General features: G+C 29.8%; 19 protein-coding genes and 1 riboswitch. Of the genes, 4 read left to right on the top strand and 15 right to left on the bottom strand.

Annotated features, from left to right (window positions below):
• Positions 1–51: 51 nt before the first annotated feature.
• Positions 52–1,023, bottom strand: a complete 972-nt coding sequence (locus tag B3W71_RS13985) for an NAD(P)/FAD-dependent oxidoreductase (RefSeq protein WP_346889542.1) — start codon at positions 1,021–1,023, stop codon at positions 52–54.
• Positions 1,024–1,537: 514 nt separating this feature from the next.
• Here B3W71_RS13985 and B3W71_RS13980 point away from each other — a divergent pair.
• Together B3W71_RS13980 and B3W71_RS13975 are read left to right on the top strand one after the other, a co-directional pair.
• Positions 1,538–1,849: a GNAT family N-acetyltransferase gene (locus tag B3W71_RS13980; protein ID WP_346889564.1), complete on the top strand. Its 312-nt coding sequence runs from the start codon at positions 1,538–1,540 to the stop codon at positions 1,847–1,849.
• 369 nt (positions 1,850–2,218) lie between these two features.
• Positions 2,219–2,695, top strand: coding sequence for a YbaK/EbsC family protein (locus B3W71_RS13975; RefSeq protein ID WP_346889541.1), 477 nt, complete (start codon positions 2,219–2,221; stop codon positions 2,693–2,695).
• Positions 2,696–2,957: 262 nt separating this feature from the next.
• Here B3W71_RS13975 and B3W71_RS13970 read toward each other — a convergent pair whose 3' ends face one another.
• The 7 genes from B3W71_RS13970 to yedE form a co-directional block, all read right to left on the bottom strand.
• Positions 2,958–3,860 (bottom strand): HAMP domain-containing sensor histidine kinase, encoded by a 903-nt coding sequence (locus tag B3W71_RS13970; protein WP_346889540.1) that lies wholly within the window; start codon positions 3,858–3,860, stop codon positions 2,958–2,960.
• Positions 3,861–3,983: 123 nt separating this feature from the next.
• Complete coding sequence (locus B3W71_RS13965; protein ID WP_346889539.1) at positions 3,984–4,748, bottom strand: ABC transporter permease subunit; 765 nt, start codon at positions 4,746–4,748, stop codon at positions 3,984–3,986.
• A complete protein-coding gene (locus B3W71_RS13960; RefSeq protein ID WP_346889538.1) occupies positions 4,741–5,664 on the bottom strand; it encodes an ABC transporter ATP-binding protein in 924 nt (307 codons plus the stop codon). Before B3W71_RS13960 ends, B3W71_RS13965 begins: the two co-directional genes overlap by 8 nt.
• Before the next feature lie 159 nt (positions 5,665–5,823).
• Entirely contained in the window at positions 5,824–6,519 is a 696-nt protein-coding gene (locus B3W71_RS13955) for a response regulator transcription factor (RefSeq protein ID WP_346889537.1), read from the bottom strand.
• A gap of 306 nt (positions 6,520–6,825) precedes the next feature.
• On the bottom strand, positions 6,826–7,062 hold the full coding sequence (locus B3W71_RS13950; protein ID WP_346889536.1) for a DUF3343 domain-containing protein: 237 nt from the start codon (positions 7,060–7,062) through the stop codon (positions 6,826–6,828).
• Positions 7,063–7,064: 2 nt separating this feature from the next.
• Positions 7,065–7,280 (bottom strand): sulfurtransferase TusA family protein, encoded by a 216-nt coding sequence (locus B3W71_RS13945; RefSeq protein ID WP_346889535.1) that lies wholly within the window; start codon positions 7,278–7,280, stop codon positions 7,065–7,067.
• A complete protein-coding gene (yedE, locus tag B3W71_RS13940) occupies positions 7,264–8,361 on the bottom strand; it encodes a YedE family putative selenium transporter (protein ID WP_346889534.1) in 1,098 nt (365 codons plus the stop codon). The genes B3W71_RS13945 and yedE overlap by 17 nt, the downstream gene beginning before the upstream one ends.
• Before the next feature lie 181 nt (positions 8,362–8,542).
• Between yedE and B3W71_RS13935 the strand changes: the two genes are divergently transcribed.
• Together B3W71_RS13935 and B3W71_RS13930 are read left to right on the top strand one after the other, a co-directional pair.
• Entirely contained in the window at positions 8,543–9,718 is a 1,176-nt protein-coding gene (locus tag B3W71_RS13935; RefSeq protein WP_346889533.1) for an aminotransferase class V-fold PLP-dependent enzyme, read from the top strand.
• Between the two features lie 272 nt (positions 9,719–9,990).
• Positions 9,991–10,173, bottom strand: a riboswitch (cobalamin riboswitch).
• 301 nt (positions 10,174–10,474) lie between these two features.
• Positions 10,475–11,095: a DedA family protein gene (locus B3W71_RS13930; RefSeq protein WP_346889532.1), complete on the top strand. Its 621-nt coding sequence runs from the start codon at positions 10,475–10,477 to the stop codon at positions 11,093–11,095.
• A gap of 431 nt (positions 11,096–11,526) precedes the next feature.
• Here the strand turns inward: B3W71_RS13930 and asrC are convergent, their stop codons facing one another.
• From asrC to B3W71_RS13895, 7 genes are all read right to left on the bottom strand, one after another.
• Entirely contained in the window at positions 11,527–12,489 is a 963-nt protein-coding gene (gene asrC / locus B3W71_RS13925) for a sulfite reductase subunit C (protein WP_346889531.1), read from the bottom strand.
• A 14-nt stretch (positions 12,490–12,503) separates the two neighbouring features.
• On the bottom strand, positions 12,504–13,298 hold the full coding sequence (asrB, locus tag B3W71_RS13920; protein ID WP_346889530.1) for an anaerobic sulfite reductase subunit AsrB: 795 nt from the start codon (positions 13,296–13,298) through the stop codon (positions 12,504–12,506).
• On the bottom strand, positions 13,299–14,306 hold the full coding sequence (asrA, locus tag B3W71_RS13915; protein WP_346889529.1) for an anaerobic sulfite reductase subunit AsrA: 1,008 nt from the start codon (positions 14,304–14,306) through the stop codon (positions 13,299–13,301).
• Positions 14,307–14,320: 14 nt separating this feature from the next.
• Positions 14,321–15,091 (bottom strand): formate/nitrite transporter family protein, encoded by a 771-nt coding sequence (locus B3W71_RS13910; protein ID WP_346889528.1) that lies wholly within the window; start codon positions 15,089–15,091, stop codon positions 14,321–14,323.
• A gap of 73 nt (positions 15,092–15,164) precedes the next feature.
• Positions 15,165–15,857: a Crp/Fnr family transcriptional regulator gene (locus B3W71_RS13905; RefSeq protein ID WP_346889527.1), complete on the bottom strand. Its 693-nt coding sequence runs from the start codon at positions 15,855–15,857 to the stop codon at positions 15,165–15,167.
• Between the two features lie 571 nt (positions 15,858–16,428).
• Complete coding sequence (locus B3W71_RS13900; RefSeq protein WP_346889526.1) at positions 16,429–17,136, bottom strand: CbiQ family ECF transporter T component; 708 nt, start codon at positions 17,134–17,136, stop codon at positions 16,429–16,431.
• Positions 17,130–17,441: an energy-coupling factor ABC transporter substrate-binding protein gene (locus B3W71_RS13895; protein WP_346889525.1), complete on the bottom strand. Its 312-nt coding sequence runs from the start codon at positions 17,439–17,441 to the stop codon at positions 17,130–17,132. The genes B3W71_RS13900 and B3W71_RS13895 overlap by 7 nt, the downstream gene beginning before the upstream one ends.

Below are 17,441 nucleotides of genomic sequence, written 5' to 3'. Positions count from 1 at the left end.
TTCCTTGTCTAACTCAAAATATACTTCCCATCTTTGACTTATTATTTATTTTCAGATGCCTAAGTATTCTGTTGCATATTTAGCTGCTAATCTTCCTTCATTCATAACCTTCTCAATATTAGTATATCCATCAATAACTGCTCCACAAGCAAATATTCCTCTTTGTGATGTTTCCATTTCTTCCGTAATAGATATTCCTCTATTCTCTTTATTTACGTCTATGCCTACTTTTTCCGCTATAGGCGTATCTGGCTTTAAATGCATACATAATACTAAGGTATCACAGTCTACATATGTACATGTTTCTTTAATAGCTTTATAATTTTCATCTAATTCTACTATATCAACACCAGTAACTCTGTGAGTACCATATATTTTTACAACTCTATGATTAAATAATATAGGAATATTAAAATCTTCTATATACTCCTTAGAACTGTTCCACACAGCTGTAATAGATTTACTTGTTTCTATCATATTTATTACATTTGCTCCTTCTAAAATCAAGGTTCTAGCCGCAAGCATTCCTATATCATCAGATCCTAGAATAATGCATCTTTTTCCTGGCAGTACTCCTTTTCTATTAATATATTTTAGAGTTGAGCAAGCTGTTGTAATTCCAGCCATTCCATATCCTAATATATTTTTATATCCAAAAGGTCTTTCTCTAGAACCCATTGCAAGAATTATGGCTCTTCCTGCTATGGTATTTATTCCTTCAGTACTGTTTACTATAACAACTTCTTTATTCTTTTTTAATTCCAAAACTGTAGTATCACACTTAATAATTACTCCTTGATTTAAAGCATCCTTTACTAACTCTGATATTAACTCAGGAGCTGTTAAATTTTCTTTTATGTTTTTATAGTAAAAACCTGTTTGAACACATGAAAGCATCGCTCCACCAGGCTCAATATCTCTATCTATAATAATAACCTTTTTTACTCCTCTAGACTTAGCCTCAACTGCAGCCATAATCCCACTTATTCCTGCACCTATAACTATTAAGTCAAAAGTCTCCATAAATATCCTCCTATCCTAAAATTCTATAGAACCTGCTTAGCTTATTATACTATTTTTCCTGACTTTTATCATTATTTTCTAAGCCTCTTCCACTTATTACCATAATAAACCTAAATATAACTACACTTATTGCTAATATGTTTCCTTAAGCTCTATTACCATATTTATGTATTAATTATACAGCTTGTAATTTTACTTTCAAAGATGTTTAAACCATTTTATTACTTTTTATCAAAATTATATACCTATATAAGTAAAATGTAATATAATATAGCTAAAGATCTATATTCTTTATTTAAATGAAATTTCTGTATTAAATTTAATTTCTTAGATGGAGATAAATTAAATTAATAAACTTTATTTATTAGGATTTTTCTATATTCCCTATAGAGGAGGTATTTATCTTGAACTTCAAAATTAGGAAAGCAGACCCTGAAGATGTAGATGCTCTTAAACAGTTAAACTATGAATTTAATGATGTAATTGTAACTAATGATAACATTAGGGAAATGAAATTATTGTAGTTGCTACAGTAAACAATTCACCAATAGCTTTTGCCTGCGCAAAAATTACTAAATCCATTTGTTATAATTATAAGGATGCTGAAATCACAGAGGTTTTTGTAAGAGATAATTATAGAAAACAAGGTATTGCTAAATCCATGATTAAATTTATAGAAGATATTTTTGAGGAAAATAAGGCTAATCATATAGGAATTTTAACAGGAACTAAAAATTTTGCAGCACAAGACTTATATAAAGATTGTGGCTATAATCTAAAAGAAAAGGTGATGATGGTAAAGTATCTTCATGACAAAGAACATTAAAATACTGAGGTATAAGTCATTAAATACCTATAGCTAACGCAACATTTTAAAATGTTAAAAAGTTAGAATTTTAAAATGTTAACTTTTTGTATAGTTTAATAGGTAAATATTTAACTTTTTCTGTATATAAAACTTTCCCTATAAAACTAAGTTTATAATGCAACCCTTTATATAGCTTTACTTATATGCTAATGAATTCACAAAATACTTAACTACCTTTGATAAAATTTAGAACTTACACCTTAATATTATTACTGATGAAGGATAATGTATCCATTATCTTCTTTAGTATAACTTACACTTTAATATTATTACTAGCGAAGGCCATAGCAATATAATAACTGATATACCAAGGAAGGAAGGATTAAAATGTCTATAGAAAATGTTCGTGAATACTTAAGTCAATGGAATCTTGATTCTAAAATTTTAGAATTTGATGTATCTAGTGCAACTGTTGAACTTGCAGCCCTTGCCCTTGATGTAATCCCAGCAAGAATTGCTAAAACTCTATCCTTTAAAAGTGATGAAGGCTGTATCTTAATTGTTACTGCTGGTGATGGGAAAATTGATAATAGCAAATTTAAGACTCAATTTAAAATGAAGGCAAAGATGTTATCTCCTGATGAAGTTATCCAGCTAACTGGTCACTCCATTGGAGGTGTTTGTCCCTTTGGAATAGGAAACCCTAATGTGAAAATCTATACGGATATATCTCTTAAGCGATTTGATACAGTGTTTCCAGCTTGCGGTAGCAGTAATAGTGCCATCGAGCTTAGCTGTGATAACCTTTATAAATATTCTAAAAGTCTAGAATGGATTGATGTTTGTAAGGGCTGGGAAGAATAAGCTCTATATAGATTTGCATTAAATTTTATTTATTTTTAATATATACATATACTATTACCTTAAGTTATTTAACATGCTAATTTACTAACAATAATTAAAGTATAAGCCCAACTTTAATCTAAATTGGCTTATTTCGAAACAGTATAAGAATAAATAATTACGCTTTTAATTCACTTCATAAATATATATTAAAGGAACATTCAAAAGTTGAATTTTCAACTAAAAATGTTCCTTTAACCTTATTTTATATTTTTATTGTATATTATAAACTTAATTTACATCTAACTTCAATAGTAAAAACATTATCTTCTAAACTTGCAGAAACTTCATGTCCCATACTTTCTGCAAGTTTCTTTACAATAGTTAAGCCAAGTCCTGTGTTTTGACCAGTTCTCATCCTATCTGCAGTAAAGAATCTATCAAAAACATGTTCTAAATCTTCCTTTGCAAAGTTCTCTACTTTATTGCTAAAAGTAGAAATAATCATTCCTGCTTCTTGTCTTTGAGAAATAACCATAGTTTTAAAGCCATGTTTTAAAGAATTTTGAAATATGTTTGTAAAGATTCTAATCATAGCATTTTCATCTGCAATTATGGTTGGTAGTTTCTCTTGTAAATCTACGGATACTTCAAAATCCTTATCAATGAAATCATTATAAAAGGCTGCTATAATTTCCCTTAGCAAACTTTCAATATTAACATTTTTAAGTTCTAAGACATATTCCTTCGCTTCTAATCTAGACAAATCATAAAAGCTAGTAATAAGGTTCTGTAATACCTTCGAGCGTTTTTCTATAATATTTAAATACTCGCTCTTCTCTTCTTCACTAGTAGTTTCATCTTTAATTAACTGCAAATACCCTAAGATAGAAGTAAGAGGAGTCCTCAAATCATGAGAGATATTTGCAATCTGCTTTCTCAATTCTCGCTCATTCTTCTCATGATTTATTCTATCATTCTGGTTTATCTCTAATATTAGATTAATTTCTTTTATCATTTTCTCTATATTTTCATTAGGAGAAGTTAGTCTTAGCTGTTGATTCGTATCTACATTTCTAAGACTTTTCAATTCCTTGCTTATATTTTTAATACTATAGTAATTCAGTAGAAAGAGCACTATAAATAATACTGCTATACCACCAAATAAAATAGTTATATATATCATATAATGCTCCTTTCTAAGAATTATCTTTTAAATTATTATTTAATAACGATAACTCTATCTATCCTACATGAATAGGATAATTACTCAAATATTTTTATAGATAAATGAAATATTATTTATATTTTATTTTATTTCTCTTCTTCTAAAGGATACTATTCCTATAGCTGTTATTAAAATTACATATATTATACCTAATATATAGCACTTTGCAATGTCACCACCAGAAATAATCCCTTGTGAACTTATGAATTTTATCTGGTTAGAAACTAAAATTGATTGTATCTTTACAAATATATCTTTAAAGTTTGCAAGAATTGACACTATTCCTGGAAATATAGCTACAACTCCTAAGTAAGCAAAGGCAAGTGTATTGTTATTTTTAATATTAAAGGCAAGTAAATTTGCAATAGCGAGACCTACTACCCAAAGTGGAAATACAGCAATAAGTTTAGTGCCAAAATTTTTAAGTGCTTCTACTGTAGTTGCTCCATCTGAACCAAGAAAAATATAAGAGCTTAGTATTAGTACAATAGTAACTATAACTAAAGATACTATAGCTACAATTACCTCTGAGATAAACTTTCCTAGGTATATCTTTGTTCTATTAATTCCAAAGGATACTGTATTCTTTAAAGTTTGATGCTTGTATTCATCTGAAAATACAATATCTACAATCATAATTACAGCATAATATATCATTCCAAACATACCTGTTGAAATCATTAGTATCTCAGATATTGATATCCTAAAAATTTCTGGTTGTTTTTTTATAAACCATGCTGCCAATATGTTCACTAAAATACATACTAGTGATAAGATTCCAACTACTATATATGGATATTTACGACGAGTAGTTCTATATAATTCACTTTTAATATAATTAAGCATTGATACCACCTCCAACTAATGAAACAAAATATTCTTCTAAACTAGTTCCATTTACAGTCATAGAATTTAGCTCTATTCCGTTATTAACAATTAGACCACTTATCTTGGAAGGTGTATCTGTAAATTTATAAATACGAATTATGTTATTAGGTAGTATTTCATACTCATGGCAGTTTAATTTATCTTCTAATAAAACTGCAGCCTTTTCTGCGTTATTTACGCTTATTTCTAAACATTCTTTGCACTTTTCTTTAAGATCTTCTGCAGATATCTGCTCTACCATATGTCCTCTATCTATGAATCCATACTCTGTTGCTATGCTAGCTAATTCACTTAGTATATGACTAGAAATTATTATTGTAACATTTTTCTCTTCATTTATCTTTAAAAGAAGATTACGGATTTCAACTATTCCCATTGGGTCAAGACCATTGATTGGCTCATCCAAAACTAAAAAATCTGGATTATTCATCATTGCAAGAGCTAATCCTAATCTCTGCTTCATTCCTAGTGAAAAACTTTTAAACTTTTTATTTTTAGTATCGCTAAGTCCTACATCTTTAAGCAGCTGATCTATACATTCTGAACCCGGTATACCTCTTTGTATTCTGTAATATTCAAGATTTTCTGCTGCTGTTAGATAAGGAAAGAAGCTTGGAGTTTCAATCATTGCTCCTACTCTTCTCCTTGAACTTTCCAGTCCTCTATCTGTGGTTTCTGAAAATAATTCAATTTCCCCACTAGTTTGCATGGTTTGACCTACAATCATTCTTAATAAAGTAGTTTTCCCAGCGCCATTTTTTCCTACTAATCCATATATCTGTCCTTTTTTTATATTTATATTAGTAGACGTTACTGCCTGAAATTTTCCATAGGCTTTACTTAAGTTTCTTGTAATTAGTATACTTTCTTTCATAAATATCAACCTTTCCTTTTCCTATTGTCTTTATTGTAAAATTTAAACCTCAATAAATACTTAAGAAAAGTTAAAGAAATCATAAAGTTGATGACTATTTAAATATTTTCTATAAATCATGTTTAATCTATTCTTAATATTATAGATAATAATATTAGTTTACTCAGCCATGGTAAAACCTACACCCCAAATTGTTTTTATATATTCGGTTTCTTTATCTAACTTTGAAATCTTAGCTCTAATATTACTAATATGTACATTTACAGTATTATCTTCTCCATAGAACTCTTCATTCCATACATTTTTATATAAGTTTTCTCTAGTAAATACCTTTTTAGGATGTTTTAATAAAAGCTCTAGTATAGAAAATTCTCTTACCGTTAATATAAGTTCACTTCCATTTACTGTGACCTTCATAGTTTCCTTATCAAGTACTAGATTTTTATAAATTAGAAGTTGCTCAGTATCTTCTATATGATTAAACTTCTTATACCTTCTAAGCTGTGCCTCAACTCTAGCTGTTACTTCACTTATCTCGAAAGGTTTAGTAATATAGTCATCTGCTCCTAATTTCAATAATTTAACCTTATCTGAAAGCTCAGTTTTTGCAGATATAATTATAATTGGCATGGTCTTAGTCTTTCTAACTTCTTCTATTAATTCCTCACCACTTAATCCTGGAAGCATCAAATCTAAAAGTATCAAATCATAATTATACATATTAATACACATTTTAGCTTCACTGCCTGAATATGCACTACTCACTTCATAGTTTTGTTTTTTAAGAATTCTACATAGTAAACCATTTATATCTACATCATCTTCTACCACTAAAATAGATACCTTTTCTCCCATAGATAACACCTCTCTCTATTAGCATAGTAATATGAATTTACATATATATTCTTTATATCACATAACTAGCTATATATAAACAGAGTTCTTTGCTTCAGAGGGAGTTTTTACTCCCAGTGAAGCTTACTAACAGAATTCTNNGAAATCGTTATCCAGGGACGTACCAGCTCTTTACTCCCACTTTGAAGAAGATGGGAGTATTAGAGCTGGTAGTCATCGGATAAATCTAAAAATCTTATTTACTAATTTATTATTCCTAATAAATAAAAAAGAATCTACCTTTTAACAGATAGATTCTTTTTTACTTTATTCACACTCGTATACAAGAATATTTTTATTATCATCTATTTTAAATATTTTTTCAATTTCTTCAGTTATCATATTATTTATATCTCTATCTGTCTTAAATTTTACCCCTATTCCACAGTTAGAGCTAATCTTTCGTGGCACTGGCATAGTTTCATTGACTATCTCTAGCCTTTTCAAATATCTATGATATTTTATAGCTCCTGAATGAGTGAAAAAAACTCCAATATACTGCATAACTATTTAATTGCCTTTATTAAATAGTCTTCTTCAACTTCTGAAACTTCCGCTCTAAAACCAGCATTTTTAATAAATCTTGAAATATTTTCTTTAGCTACATTATTATCAACTAATATTTCAAACCCCTCTTTATTTGAACTTAATGCTTTTTTAGCCATCAATACTGGTTGAGGACAGCTTATTCCTCTTGCATCTATTTTAACCAATAGAAACACCACCTTTTTTTTCAGACTTATTTGCATTAATATTAAATGACTTATTCATGCAGAAATAAGAGATTCCTAATAAGATTGCTATTCCTATAAATACTGCAATTTTTCCATTACCAGTTGGGCCTTCTCCTGAAGATGCTAATCCAAAGTTGTGAGCAAAAGCTGCTCCAACAATCATTCCCATAATTGTAATTGCAGAATCTGCATTTCCTTCTCCTGCAAGTATTAACTGTCTTAATGGGCATCCTCCTAAAAGCACTGAACCCCATCCTGCAACTAACATACCCATGAAATTCCATAGTGCATCATTATGAGCTATAGGTTGTTCAACAAAACCTAATTTAAAATATCCTAATGCTAAATTACCTACTAGTGTAACTACGAAAATAGCTATGAACCCCCACATTAAATAGCTATCCTTGAACATGATTAAATCCCTAATTCCCCCTACCATGCAAAGTCTTGTTCTTTGTGATACAACTCCTATAATAAGTCCTGCTATTAAAGCAATCCATATTGGTGCATGCATAGAACCAGGACCTTTTGCACTAAAGAATATAAATGCTGGAGCAGATATTAATAATACTAATAACATTACTGCTATAACTGGCATTGAATATCCTTCAGCTTTATTTAAGTTATAATTTCTCTTTAAAGTAAATCCTCCATTTAAGAATTGGATTCCAATAAATATTCCTGCTGCAAATCCAAGTAATCCTATTATGGCATTTAAATCTCCACCTGCTATTCTCAGAACCATTCTAAGTGGACAACCTAAAAATACTAGAGCACCTATCATAACTACTGCTCCAAGAATAAATCTTAAAAATGGTGAAGAACCACCTTTTACCTTAAATTCTTTTGTAAATAGTGCAATTATAAATGCACCTAAAACTATTCCTATAATTTCTGGTCTTATATACTGTACTACTTCAGCTCTATGTAAACCAAGGGCCCCTGCTGTATCTCTTAAGAAACAAGCTATACATGCTCCCATATTTTTAGGGTTTCCAAAGTACACTAAAGCTACAGATAACAAACCAATAATTCCGCCGGCTAAAATTATGCCTCTTTTTTCTTTCATGCTTTACTCCCCCCTATATATTTGATAATATTTAATTACAAGTAAAGTTTAACATATTTTTATAATTTTATTAAATTTTTATTACAAATAGATATCGACTTATCTATTTGTTAATTAAATGAATAATTTCACTTAATTTTTCACAATACTATAAAGTGATATAGATTTCAGGAGGGATATTATGAGAAAAGTATATTTAGATAATGGTGCTACATCTTTTCCTAAACCTAGCTCAGTAGCCGAAGCTATGACCAATTATATAGTTAATGTAGGTGGAAACGTAAATAGAGGTAGCTATGATAGCTCTTTTGATGCAGAAAATGTAGTATATGAGACTAGAGAATTATTATGTGAACTATTTAATTTTTCAAAACCTGAAAATGTAATCTTTACTGGAAATATAACTCATAGTCTCAATGTTATTTTAAAGGGATTCTTAAAACCTGGTGACCATGTAATTATTTCTTCTATGGAACATAATGCCGTTCTTCGTACTTTAAATGCTCTAAAAGATAAAGGTATAGAATATTCTATGGTACCCTGTAATTCACTAGGAGAGTTAAATACATCAGATTTACATAAATATCTTAAATCTAACACTAAAGCTATAGTAATGACTCACAGTTCTAACATATGTGGAACAATTATGCCTTATGAAGAAATCGGTAAGTTTTGCAAAGAAAATAACATTTATTTCATTGCAGACACAGCACAAACTGCTGGCTCTATCACAGTAGACATGAAGAAAATGAATATCGATATTTTATGCTTCACTGGCCATAAGGGGCTTCTTGGACCTCAAGGTATAGGTGGATTTTTAATAAAAGATGAATTGGTTAAAGTAACTGATCCTCTCATAGAAGGCGGTACTGGCAGCTTTTCTGAGTACGAAGTTCAACCTCATTATATGCCAGACAAATTTGAAGGTGGTACAATAAACATTCCTGGAATTTTTGGTTTAAATGCTTCTTTAAAGTATTTAAAAGAGAAAGGAATCGATAATATCAGAGAACACGAAATGAAATTAACTCAACTGTTCTTAGATAATATCAAAGATATTAAAGACATAAAAATCTTCGGTCTACCTTCAGTAGAAAATAGAACTCCTGTAGTATCCATTGATTTTCCAGAAGGCGATAATGGGGAAATATCCTATATGTTATCTAAAAACTATGGCATATCTGTAAGATGTGGACTTCATTGTGCTCCATCAGCTCATAAAACCTTAGGTACTTATCCTAATGGAACAGTACGCTTCAGCTTTGGTCCATTTAATGCTGAAGAAGATGTATTGTATACAGTTAATGCCATTAAAGAGATTATAATTTCCTTAGACAATGCTGGTATATGCTTTTAATTTTTATTAATAACCTTCTTAAAAATAATTAAAGGCCCGAAGATGAAATATCTTCAAACCTTTAATTACTTTATATATAAATTTTTTATAGGGCAATAATTATTAAGGAAATAAAATATAAATACTATTCATACATACTAAAACAGAAAATAAAAAGCCCTTTAACTCTTCAGTTAAAGGGCATAAAAACAATAGAAAATCACATTAAAATACAAAGAAATACTTTAATATATTCCACTCTTTTATAACACCCCTCCATCCACCGTAGAGTATTTAGTGCATTAATACAGGCAGGTCTTCTGACTCTGGTTCATAGTTGCTTCAACCTTCCCAATTTTCATCAGTGGCATTTTAAGAAGCTTCTCACCATTACAGCGGCGGGACCGTATAAGAATTTCACTTATTTCCCTTTTAAACAAAATATTAAACTTTGTACCTCTATTATTTATATTTATTTTTCTTTATTAATAATTCTAAGTAATTTAGTATTATATAATTTACTACTTCAAATGAAATATGAATATAATAAATCGTTTACACCATTAGTATACCTCATTTATAAATATAATTCAAGTAATTTTCGTAATCATTCTTAAAATATATAAGTTATATATCTAAAAATATAATAATATATATTACCACACACTTTTATATTTAACTTAAACTTAACTTAACTTGTCTTTGAATTTACAATTTTTAAGTTTATAATACTTTTATTTAATTCCGTAGGTAAAATATAAAATTTGAGGTGCTTATATGGATTTCGTTAGTAGCTTTCTTGATATGATAATATCCACTATTCAAGGCTTTGGATACCCCGGTGTATTCTTAGCTGTATTCTTAGAATATTCATGTTTACCACTACCTAGTGAGGTACTACTACCATTTATAGGTCTTTTAGCTTCTTATGATAACTTTAGCTTTATTGGAGTTATTATTATCAGTACTGTAGCTGGTTTGCTTGGCTCAACTCTTTGTTATATTATTGGATACTTTGGAGGTTCTGCTATAATAAATTGGCTTTGCAGTAAATCTTCTGGTGCAAAAAAGAGCTTTAACAAATTAGATATATTTCTTAATAAGTATGGAAAACCCGCTGTATTTTTAAGCAGGTTACTTCCTTTAACTAGAACTTACATATCTCTAGCTGTAGGTGCGGTGAAGATGAGCTATTCTCAGTTTATCCTATATTCCTTTGGCGGTATAACAATATGGAACATAGTTCTTATATCTTTAGGATATTTCTTAGGTGAAAACACTGATTTAATTGAAAAAATATTAAAAGATTATTCTATGGTAGCTATAACTATTTTAGTAATAGGCATTGGATTTTTAGTTTATAAATTCATGAAAAAGAGTAAAAAGTCTTTTAAATAATTTTAAAAGACTATCTGAAAATAATCTACTAATATTAATCTAAGCTTTAGTTTAAACTGTACCCTGTAAGGTAACACAGTCTCTTTTCTGTGTCTATCTTACAGGGTACAGTTTATCTCTTTTTATATAAACAGAGTTCTTGCTTCAGAGGGAGTATTTACTCCCATTGAAGCTTAGAAATCGTTATCCAGGTACCGTAGCCGCTCTTTACTCCACTTTGAAGAAGATGGGAGTATTAGAGCGGGTAGTCATCGGATAAATTAATAATTCTTAGGCACAAAATAAATAATAGACCAAAGATTCGAAGTATATTTGNNTCACGAGACAAGGAGTTAAAATCCTATCATAGTGGCGCTATGGCAGGATTTTAACGACGCAGTATTCGTAGCAAATAGACGAGAAAACTAATCTATTATTTATTTGATAGTGCCTTAATACTTAATTCCATCCCAGTACATAGTTTCTTGAACAATAGTTTTATCCGATAGATTAACTCCTTCCATTGCCCACTTTTTAAATTCTGGGAATCCTGTTCTATCTACGATATATCCTATATGCTCCTTACCACCTGGGGCATCATTATCTATATATTCCTTAACATAGTTATAAGTATTACAGATAATTTTTATGATACTTTCCTCATCTACCCAAGCTATAAAATCTTTTGCCATACGTGGATTTTTCTTTCCTGTTCTACCTAAAAGAACAAGCTTGTAATATTTTTCTCTACTTCTAGTCCATGCATCGGTCGGACATGCTATTACACACTCTCCACATCCTATACACTTTTTGTGATCACGTTGAATTTTATAGTTATTCATAGTTAATGCTCCAGTGGATTTCCTTGTACATGCTTTTACGCAAGCTCCGCAGGATACACATTTATTCATATCATATTGTGGTTCAGTCATTCCTATTATTCCAAAGTCATTTAATCTAACTTTTGCGCAGTCATTAGAACACCCTGTTAATGCCACTTTAAAGTGTAGGTCATTTGGGAATATAGCCTTTTCTATCTTTTTAGCAAACTCTGTTGTATTGTAATTAGCATATGGACAGATATTGTTTCCTACACATGCAGATATATTCCTAGTTCCAGCTGCAGAATAACCAATACCTTCATCTACTTGATTAATTTCTAATCCTTCGATGATTGGTTGTAATAAAGCATTTACTTTATCTATATCTTCAAATCTAATACCAGGTACTTCAAATCCTTGCCTCGTAGTAATGTTTACAGTTCCATCACCATATTTTTCTGCAATCTCTTGAACCATAGATAAATACTTAGCATCCATCTTCCCCCCTGGAACACGAATTCTTGATGCAGTAAATCCTCTTCTTTTTGTAACTCTAAAGGCATTCTTTTTAAGTTTTTTAGTGTTTATATCCATATCCTCACCTCCAATTAATCTATTAACTCTTTACCCTTTGTATAGTTAAATACAGGGCCATCTAAGCAAATATAAGCATCATCTATTTTACAGTGTCCACATTTTCCAATTCCACAACACATTTTTCTCTCTTGAGAAATCCAAATATTCTTCTCTGGAATTCCTCTCTTTAAGAATTCTGCAACAGTAAATTTCATCATGATTGGTGGTCCTACTACAACTACTTGTACATCATTAATATCTTTTATATCCATATCTGGAATATACTTAGTCACCATTCCCACATTTCCTTTGTAATTCTCCTCTGCTTTATCTACAGTAAGAATTAGGCCTATAGTATTCTTCCATCTTTCAACATCATCTTTAAATAAAACATCTTCTGGTGACTTAAATCCACAAATTAAAGAAAAGTTTTTAGCATCCTGTGGATTATTAGCAAAATAGTCCACAATTCCTCTTACTGGAGATAGCCCTGTACCTCCTGCAACTACTACAACCTCATGCTCCTTATAAGTTTCTATATCAAAACCATTTCCATAAGGTCCTCTTAAAAACAATTTATCTCCTACATAGTTACTAAATATTTCATCGGTAACCTTTCCTACCTTACGTATTGTTAAATCCACAGTGTCTTTTCCAATACCACTTACTGATATAGGTGCTTCTCCATACTTAGGTATAGATACTTCAAAGAATTGACCTGGTTTTACATCTCCAATATAGCTCATTCTAAAGGTATACTCAATTTCTGTATGTTGTACTACTTCCTTTATTTCTGAAATAAAAGGTATATATTCATTTTTACTCATCTACTTCACCTCATCACATGCTGATTGCAATTTATTGATACAGTTACTAAATGAAATGTATTCTGGACATATATCATCACATCTACCACAGCCTACACACATATGGTAACCCCATTTTTTCTTGTAATCATATACTTTGTGTAATACCTTAAAGCGCATTCTTTGACCTTTATTTTGTCTGAAACTATGACCACCAGCCATGTCAGTAAATCCATCCACTTGACATGAAGCCCATACTCTTCTACGCTCTCCAACTTTACTATTATCATGATAAAAAATATCTTGCATAGTAAAGCAAGTACATGTAGGACAGACAAAATTACAACGACCACAAGCAATACATCTTTGATTATATTCATCCCAAATAGTTGATTTCATAACATCTAAGGTAATTTCTTTTGGAATGTTAACGCTAACATTATTTTCAGTAACGTATTCTGGTTCTACATTTAAAGTTTCAGCATTTTCACCTTTTAATAGAATGTCAAAAAGTTCACATTTACTATCAAAATAAATCTCATCATTATCTACTTTAATATATCCATCATAGTTATCTGATTTATTAGTTCCCATGTCTACACAAAAACAATTTTCGAAGGTTGTTTCACATCCCATTAATATAAATTTTGTGTTTTCTCTAAGTCTCTTATAATAGTAGTCTTCAAATCCATTTCTTAAATATATATCATCCATTCTTCTTACAGCATTTAAATCGCAGCTTCTTAAAAATACTATAGAACCTTTAGACTTAGGTGCTGCTTCTTTAACTTCATCTTCAGTAAAATAAAATAGTGTTTCAGATTGTGGTAATAATACTTCCTTAAAGGAAAAATGAGATTTTTCATTAAATACTACATCCTGAATTTTAGATATTTGTCCATATCTAACTCTGTCTGTATCAGAGAAATTTGCACCGCCCTTGATTAATACAGGAGCGTATACTCTATATTCTGATGAGAGCTCTTTTAAAATTTTATTAAACTTGTCTAAGCATAATTTGTAACTCATAATTCACCTCTAATTTACTTTTTTTCTCTTGATATCATATAATATGGAAGAGCCACAAATAAAATACCTCCAACCATATTTCCAAGTGTTACAACTAGAATATTATATATATATCCACCTATAGTGACATCAGCACCAAAAGGTGATAATAAACCTATAGTTAATACAGTCATATTAGCAACACTGTGCTCAAAGCCTACAGTAATAAATATAAATAAACACCAGAATATCATGATAAGTTTTGCAACTTCCTCTTTGCATTTAAATCCACACCAAACTGCTAAACAAACTAAGATATTACAGAATACAGAACGGAAAAATAGTGGTATTAATGGCATTGCCATCTTCACTTCTGATGCTTTTGCAATATATTCCCCTACACTCCCTGTAGCTAATCCTGTTAATTTAAACATTATCCCTGCTATAATAGAGCCTAATAGATTCCCTAAAAAACATACTATCCATAGTTTCACAGTACTTTTCCACTGTACATCTTTATTAAAAGATGCTGATGCTAGTACAAAATTGTTTCCAGTAAATAATTCTGCGCCTGCCATTATTACTAGACTCAACGCTCCACCAAAGGATAACCCCATGATAATCTTTGTAGCACCTGAACCTACTGCTGTTAACTGACCTCCTATTGTAAAAATAAGCATAGAAGCTAATCCTACAAATAATCCTGCTAACATAGAAGAAATGAAGTACCCTATTGGATTTTCATTTAACATCTGAATCTTAGATTTACCTGCTACACATACTTTGTTAAAATCTCCACAAACCATAGTAAACCCCTTCCCTTTTTTAATATTATAGCTTCATTATAGACTGCTAAAATTTAAAACACCGTGACTTTAATCACGGTGTTTTAAAATATTCTAAAAGTTTTTCTTCATTTTTTATTATAAATTTCTTATTGCTATATTCAATTAACCCCAACTCACTAAGTTCTTTACATGCCCTTGATATGGTCTCTCTTTGAGCTCCGAATAAATCTGCTAGATAAGTTATACTAATTTCCATGTCTATTAATATTCCATTATTTAATGGTACCCCATAATCCCTTCCTAACTTCCAAAGCTTTGATGCAACTCTTTTTCCCATACTTAAAACTCCAGTAGTATTTTTAAACTGCCTATACATCCTTCTTACTTTTAAGGATAGAGACGATAGAATAATTTTTGTAAGATTAAAATCTTGCTCCATGAGTTGTAGAAGTTCTGTAATATTGCAATACATTATTTGAGAATCTTCTATGGTTTCACAATTTATGGATGCAGTAGTACTTTGTACTATTACTTCATTTATAAAATCTTCTTCTCCTAATATAAATATAACTTTTTTCTGACCCTTTTCATTAAATTTATATAATGAAACCTTCCCCTTTAACAAAATATATATATTTTCTACAGTATCCTTATCTCTAAATAATACCTTTCCCTTCTCGTATTTATTAATCCTAGTAATATTAGATAGCTTTCTTAAAGTATCTTCATTTAAGTCGTTAAAAACATGAATATTTCTCAATTCCTCTAATTTAACATACCTCATTTTTTAATTTAACCCCAATCATTTTTCAATTATTTCAATCTATAATACATACTTGCATCTATTTTTAAAATTTACTTTTATAAATTTATTATATATCCATTTCAATTATATATTAACAAATCTCTCAATTAAAAACTAAAAATTTTAATTGAAAATAATTTTCATTTGTATTGACATAGATAAAATAATATAGTATTATTTTATTGAGAATAGTTATCAATACTATCGAATCCTTAATCTTTTATATTTATCCAGGACGTACTTTCCTTATACTCAAAGGGAAGTACATCCTGGATAACAATTTTTAAAGGAGTAGATCTCCTAAGAACTTTGTTTATCTTATATAGAGAAGCTCCTTTAATTCACTTTGAAAGGAACTTCTCTATTTTTTTACCTTATTATAAATGTTGTTACTTCTTTGTATGTTGTATGAGCCTAACGGGTGTACTCCTATAGGGATTGACAGTTGAATAATATATTGGAGAATTTGTAACACTAATAAAAACTTTAAAGCAAATTTTATTACTTTAATCTACTAAAGAGCCAAAAAATAAAAAGCATACCTACAGCTCTAAAACCACTTAGGTATACTTACCAAAATAATAAGAAATATAATATATCCTATTGTTATAACTATTCTTTTATATGACAAATCGAACTCTTCACAGCCATAGTATATATTTCCTCTATAGCCTCTACTATTAATTCCATCTTTAATTTCTTTCCAACGTTTTAATGTATTAATAAAAAGTAATCCAGCAAGGGCTCCTGAATCCTTAACTTTATTTTTAAAACCTCCGAATGCACCTCTACATAGCATCCCTTTACGTAAGGTCTGAAATTCATCATCTATAAGAATCAAGAATCTCTCCATAGATTTTCCTATATCACAGATATCCCTAAGGCAATTTATCTTAGAGAATATATAAAATACATGATCTGTAGGTGTTGTTAATGTTAAGAAACTAACGGTTATACCCCCAGACACTGCCTTTAATATAAGTATTGCTGTATTATACCATCCATAATCAAATACAAAGGTTATAGAAGAAACTAAAGCAAATAAAAATGTTGCCTCAACAAAGTGTTTTACTACGTGCAAGGGATTTTTGCAAATAATATGAAGTATAAGAAAAAAAACTATGTTTATAATCAATGGATAGCACTTAGTACTAAAACTAAGTGCTATTATTGGTAATATACATAAAATTATTTTCTCTATAGGATGGATATTAGCTAATTTACTTAGCTTTGAATATGAAAGTACTGTTCTTAACATTCTTTCGCTTTTCCACCTACATTAGTCTTAGCTCCATTTTTCTTTGAAGCACCTTTTTTAACCCCAACGTAGTATCCTATAAATCCAGCTCCTATTGCTGCTTGTAGACAGAAAAGAAAACTTTCAATTTCTCCTGATGGTGGTTCCCACATAGGCTCTGCCCATGGCTCATAATCTCCATTTAATTCTTGAATTTTAACTTCGATTTCTCCATCGGCCCCATTAAATTCACCATTTCTACCTAAAAATAAAGAGCCTACTACAATTGCTATACATAATAAAATTAGTCCTATATTTTTTTTCAT

The organism is Clostridium sp. UBA1056, assembly GCA_002316385.1.
Lineage (GTDB): Bacteria > Bacillota > Clostridia > Clostridiales > Clostridiaceae > Clostridium_J.
This window is presented reverse-complemented; position numbering and strand designations above follow the sequence as displayed.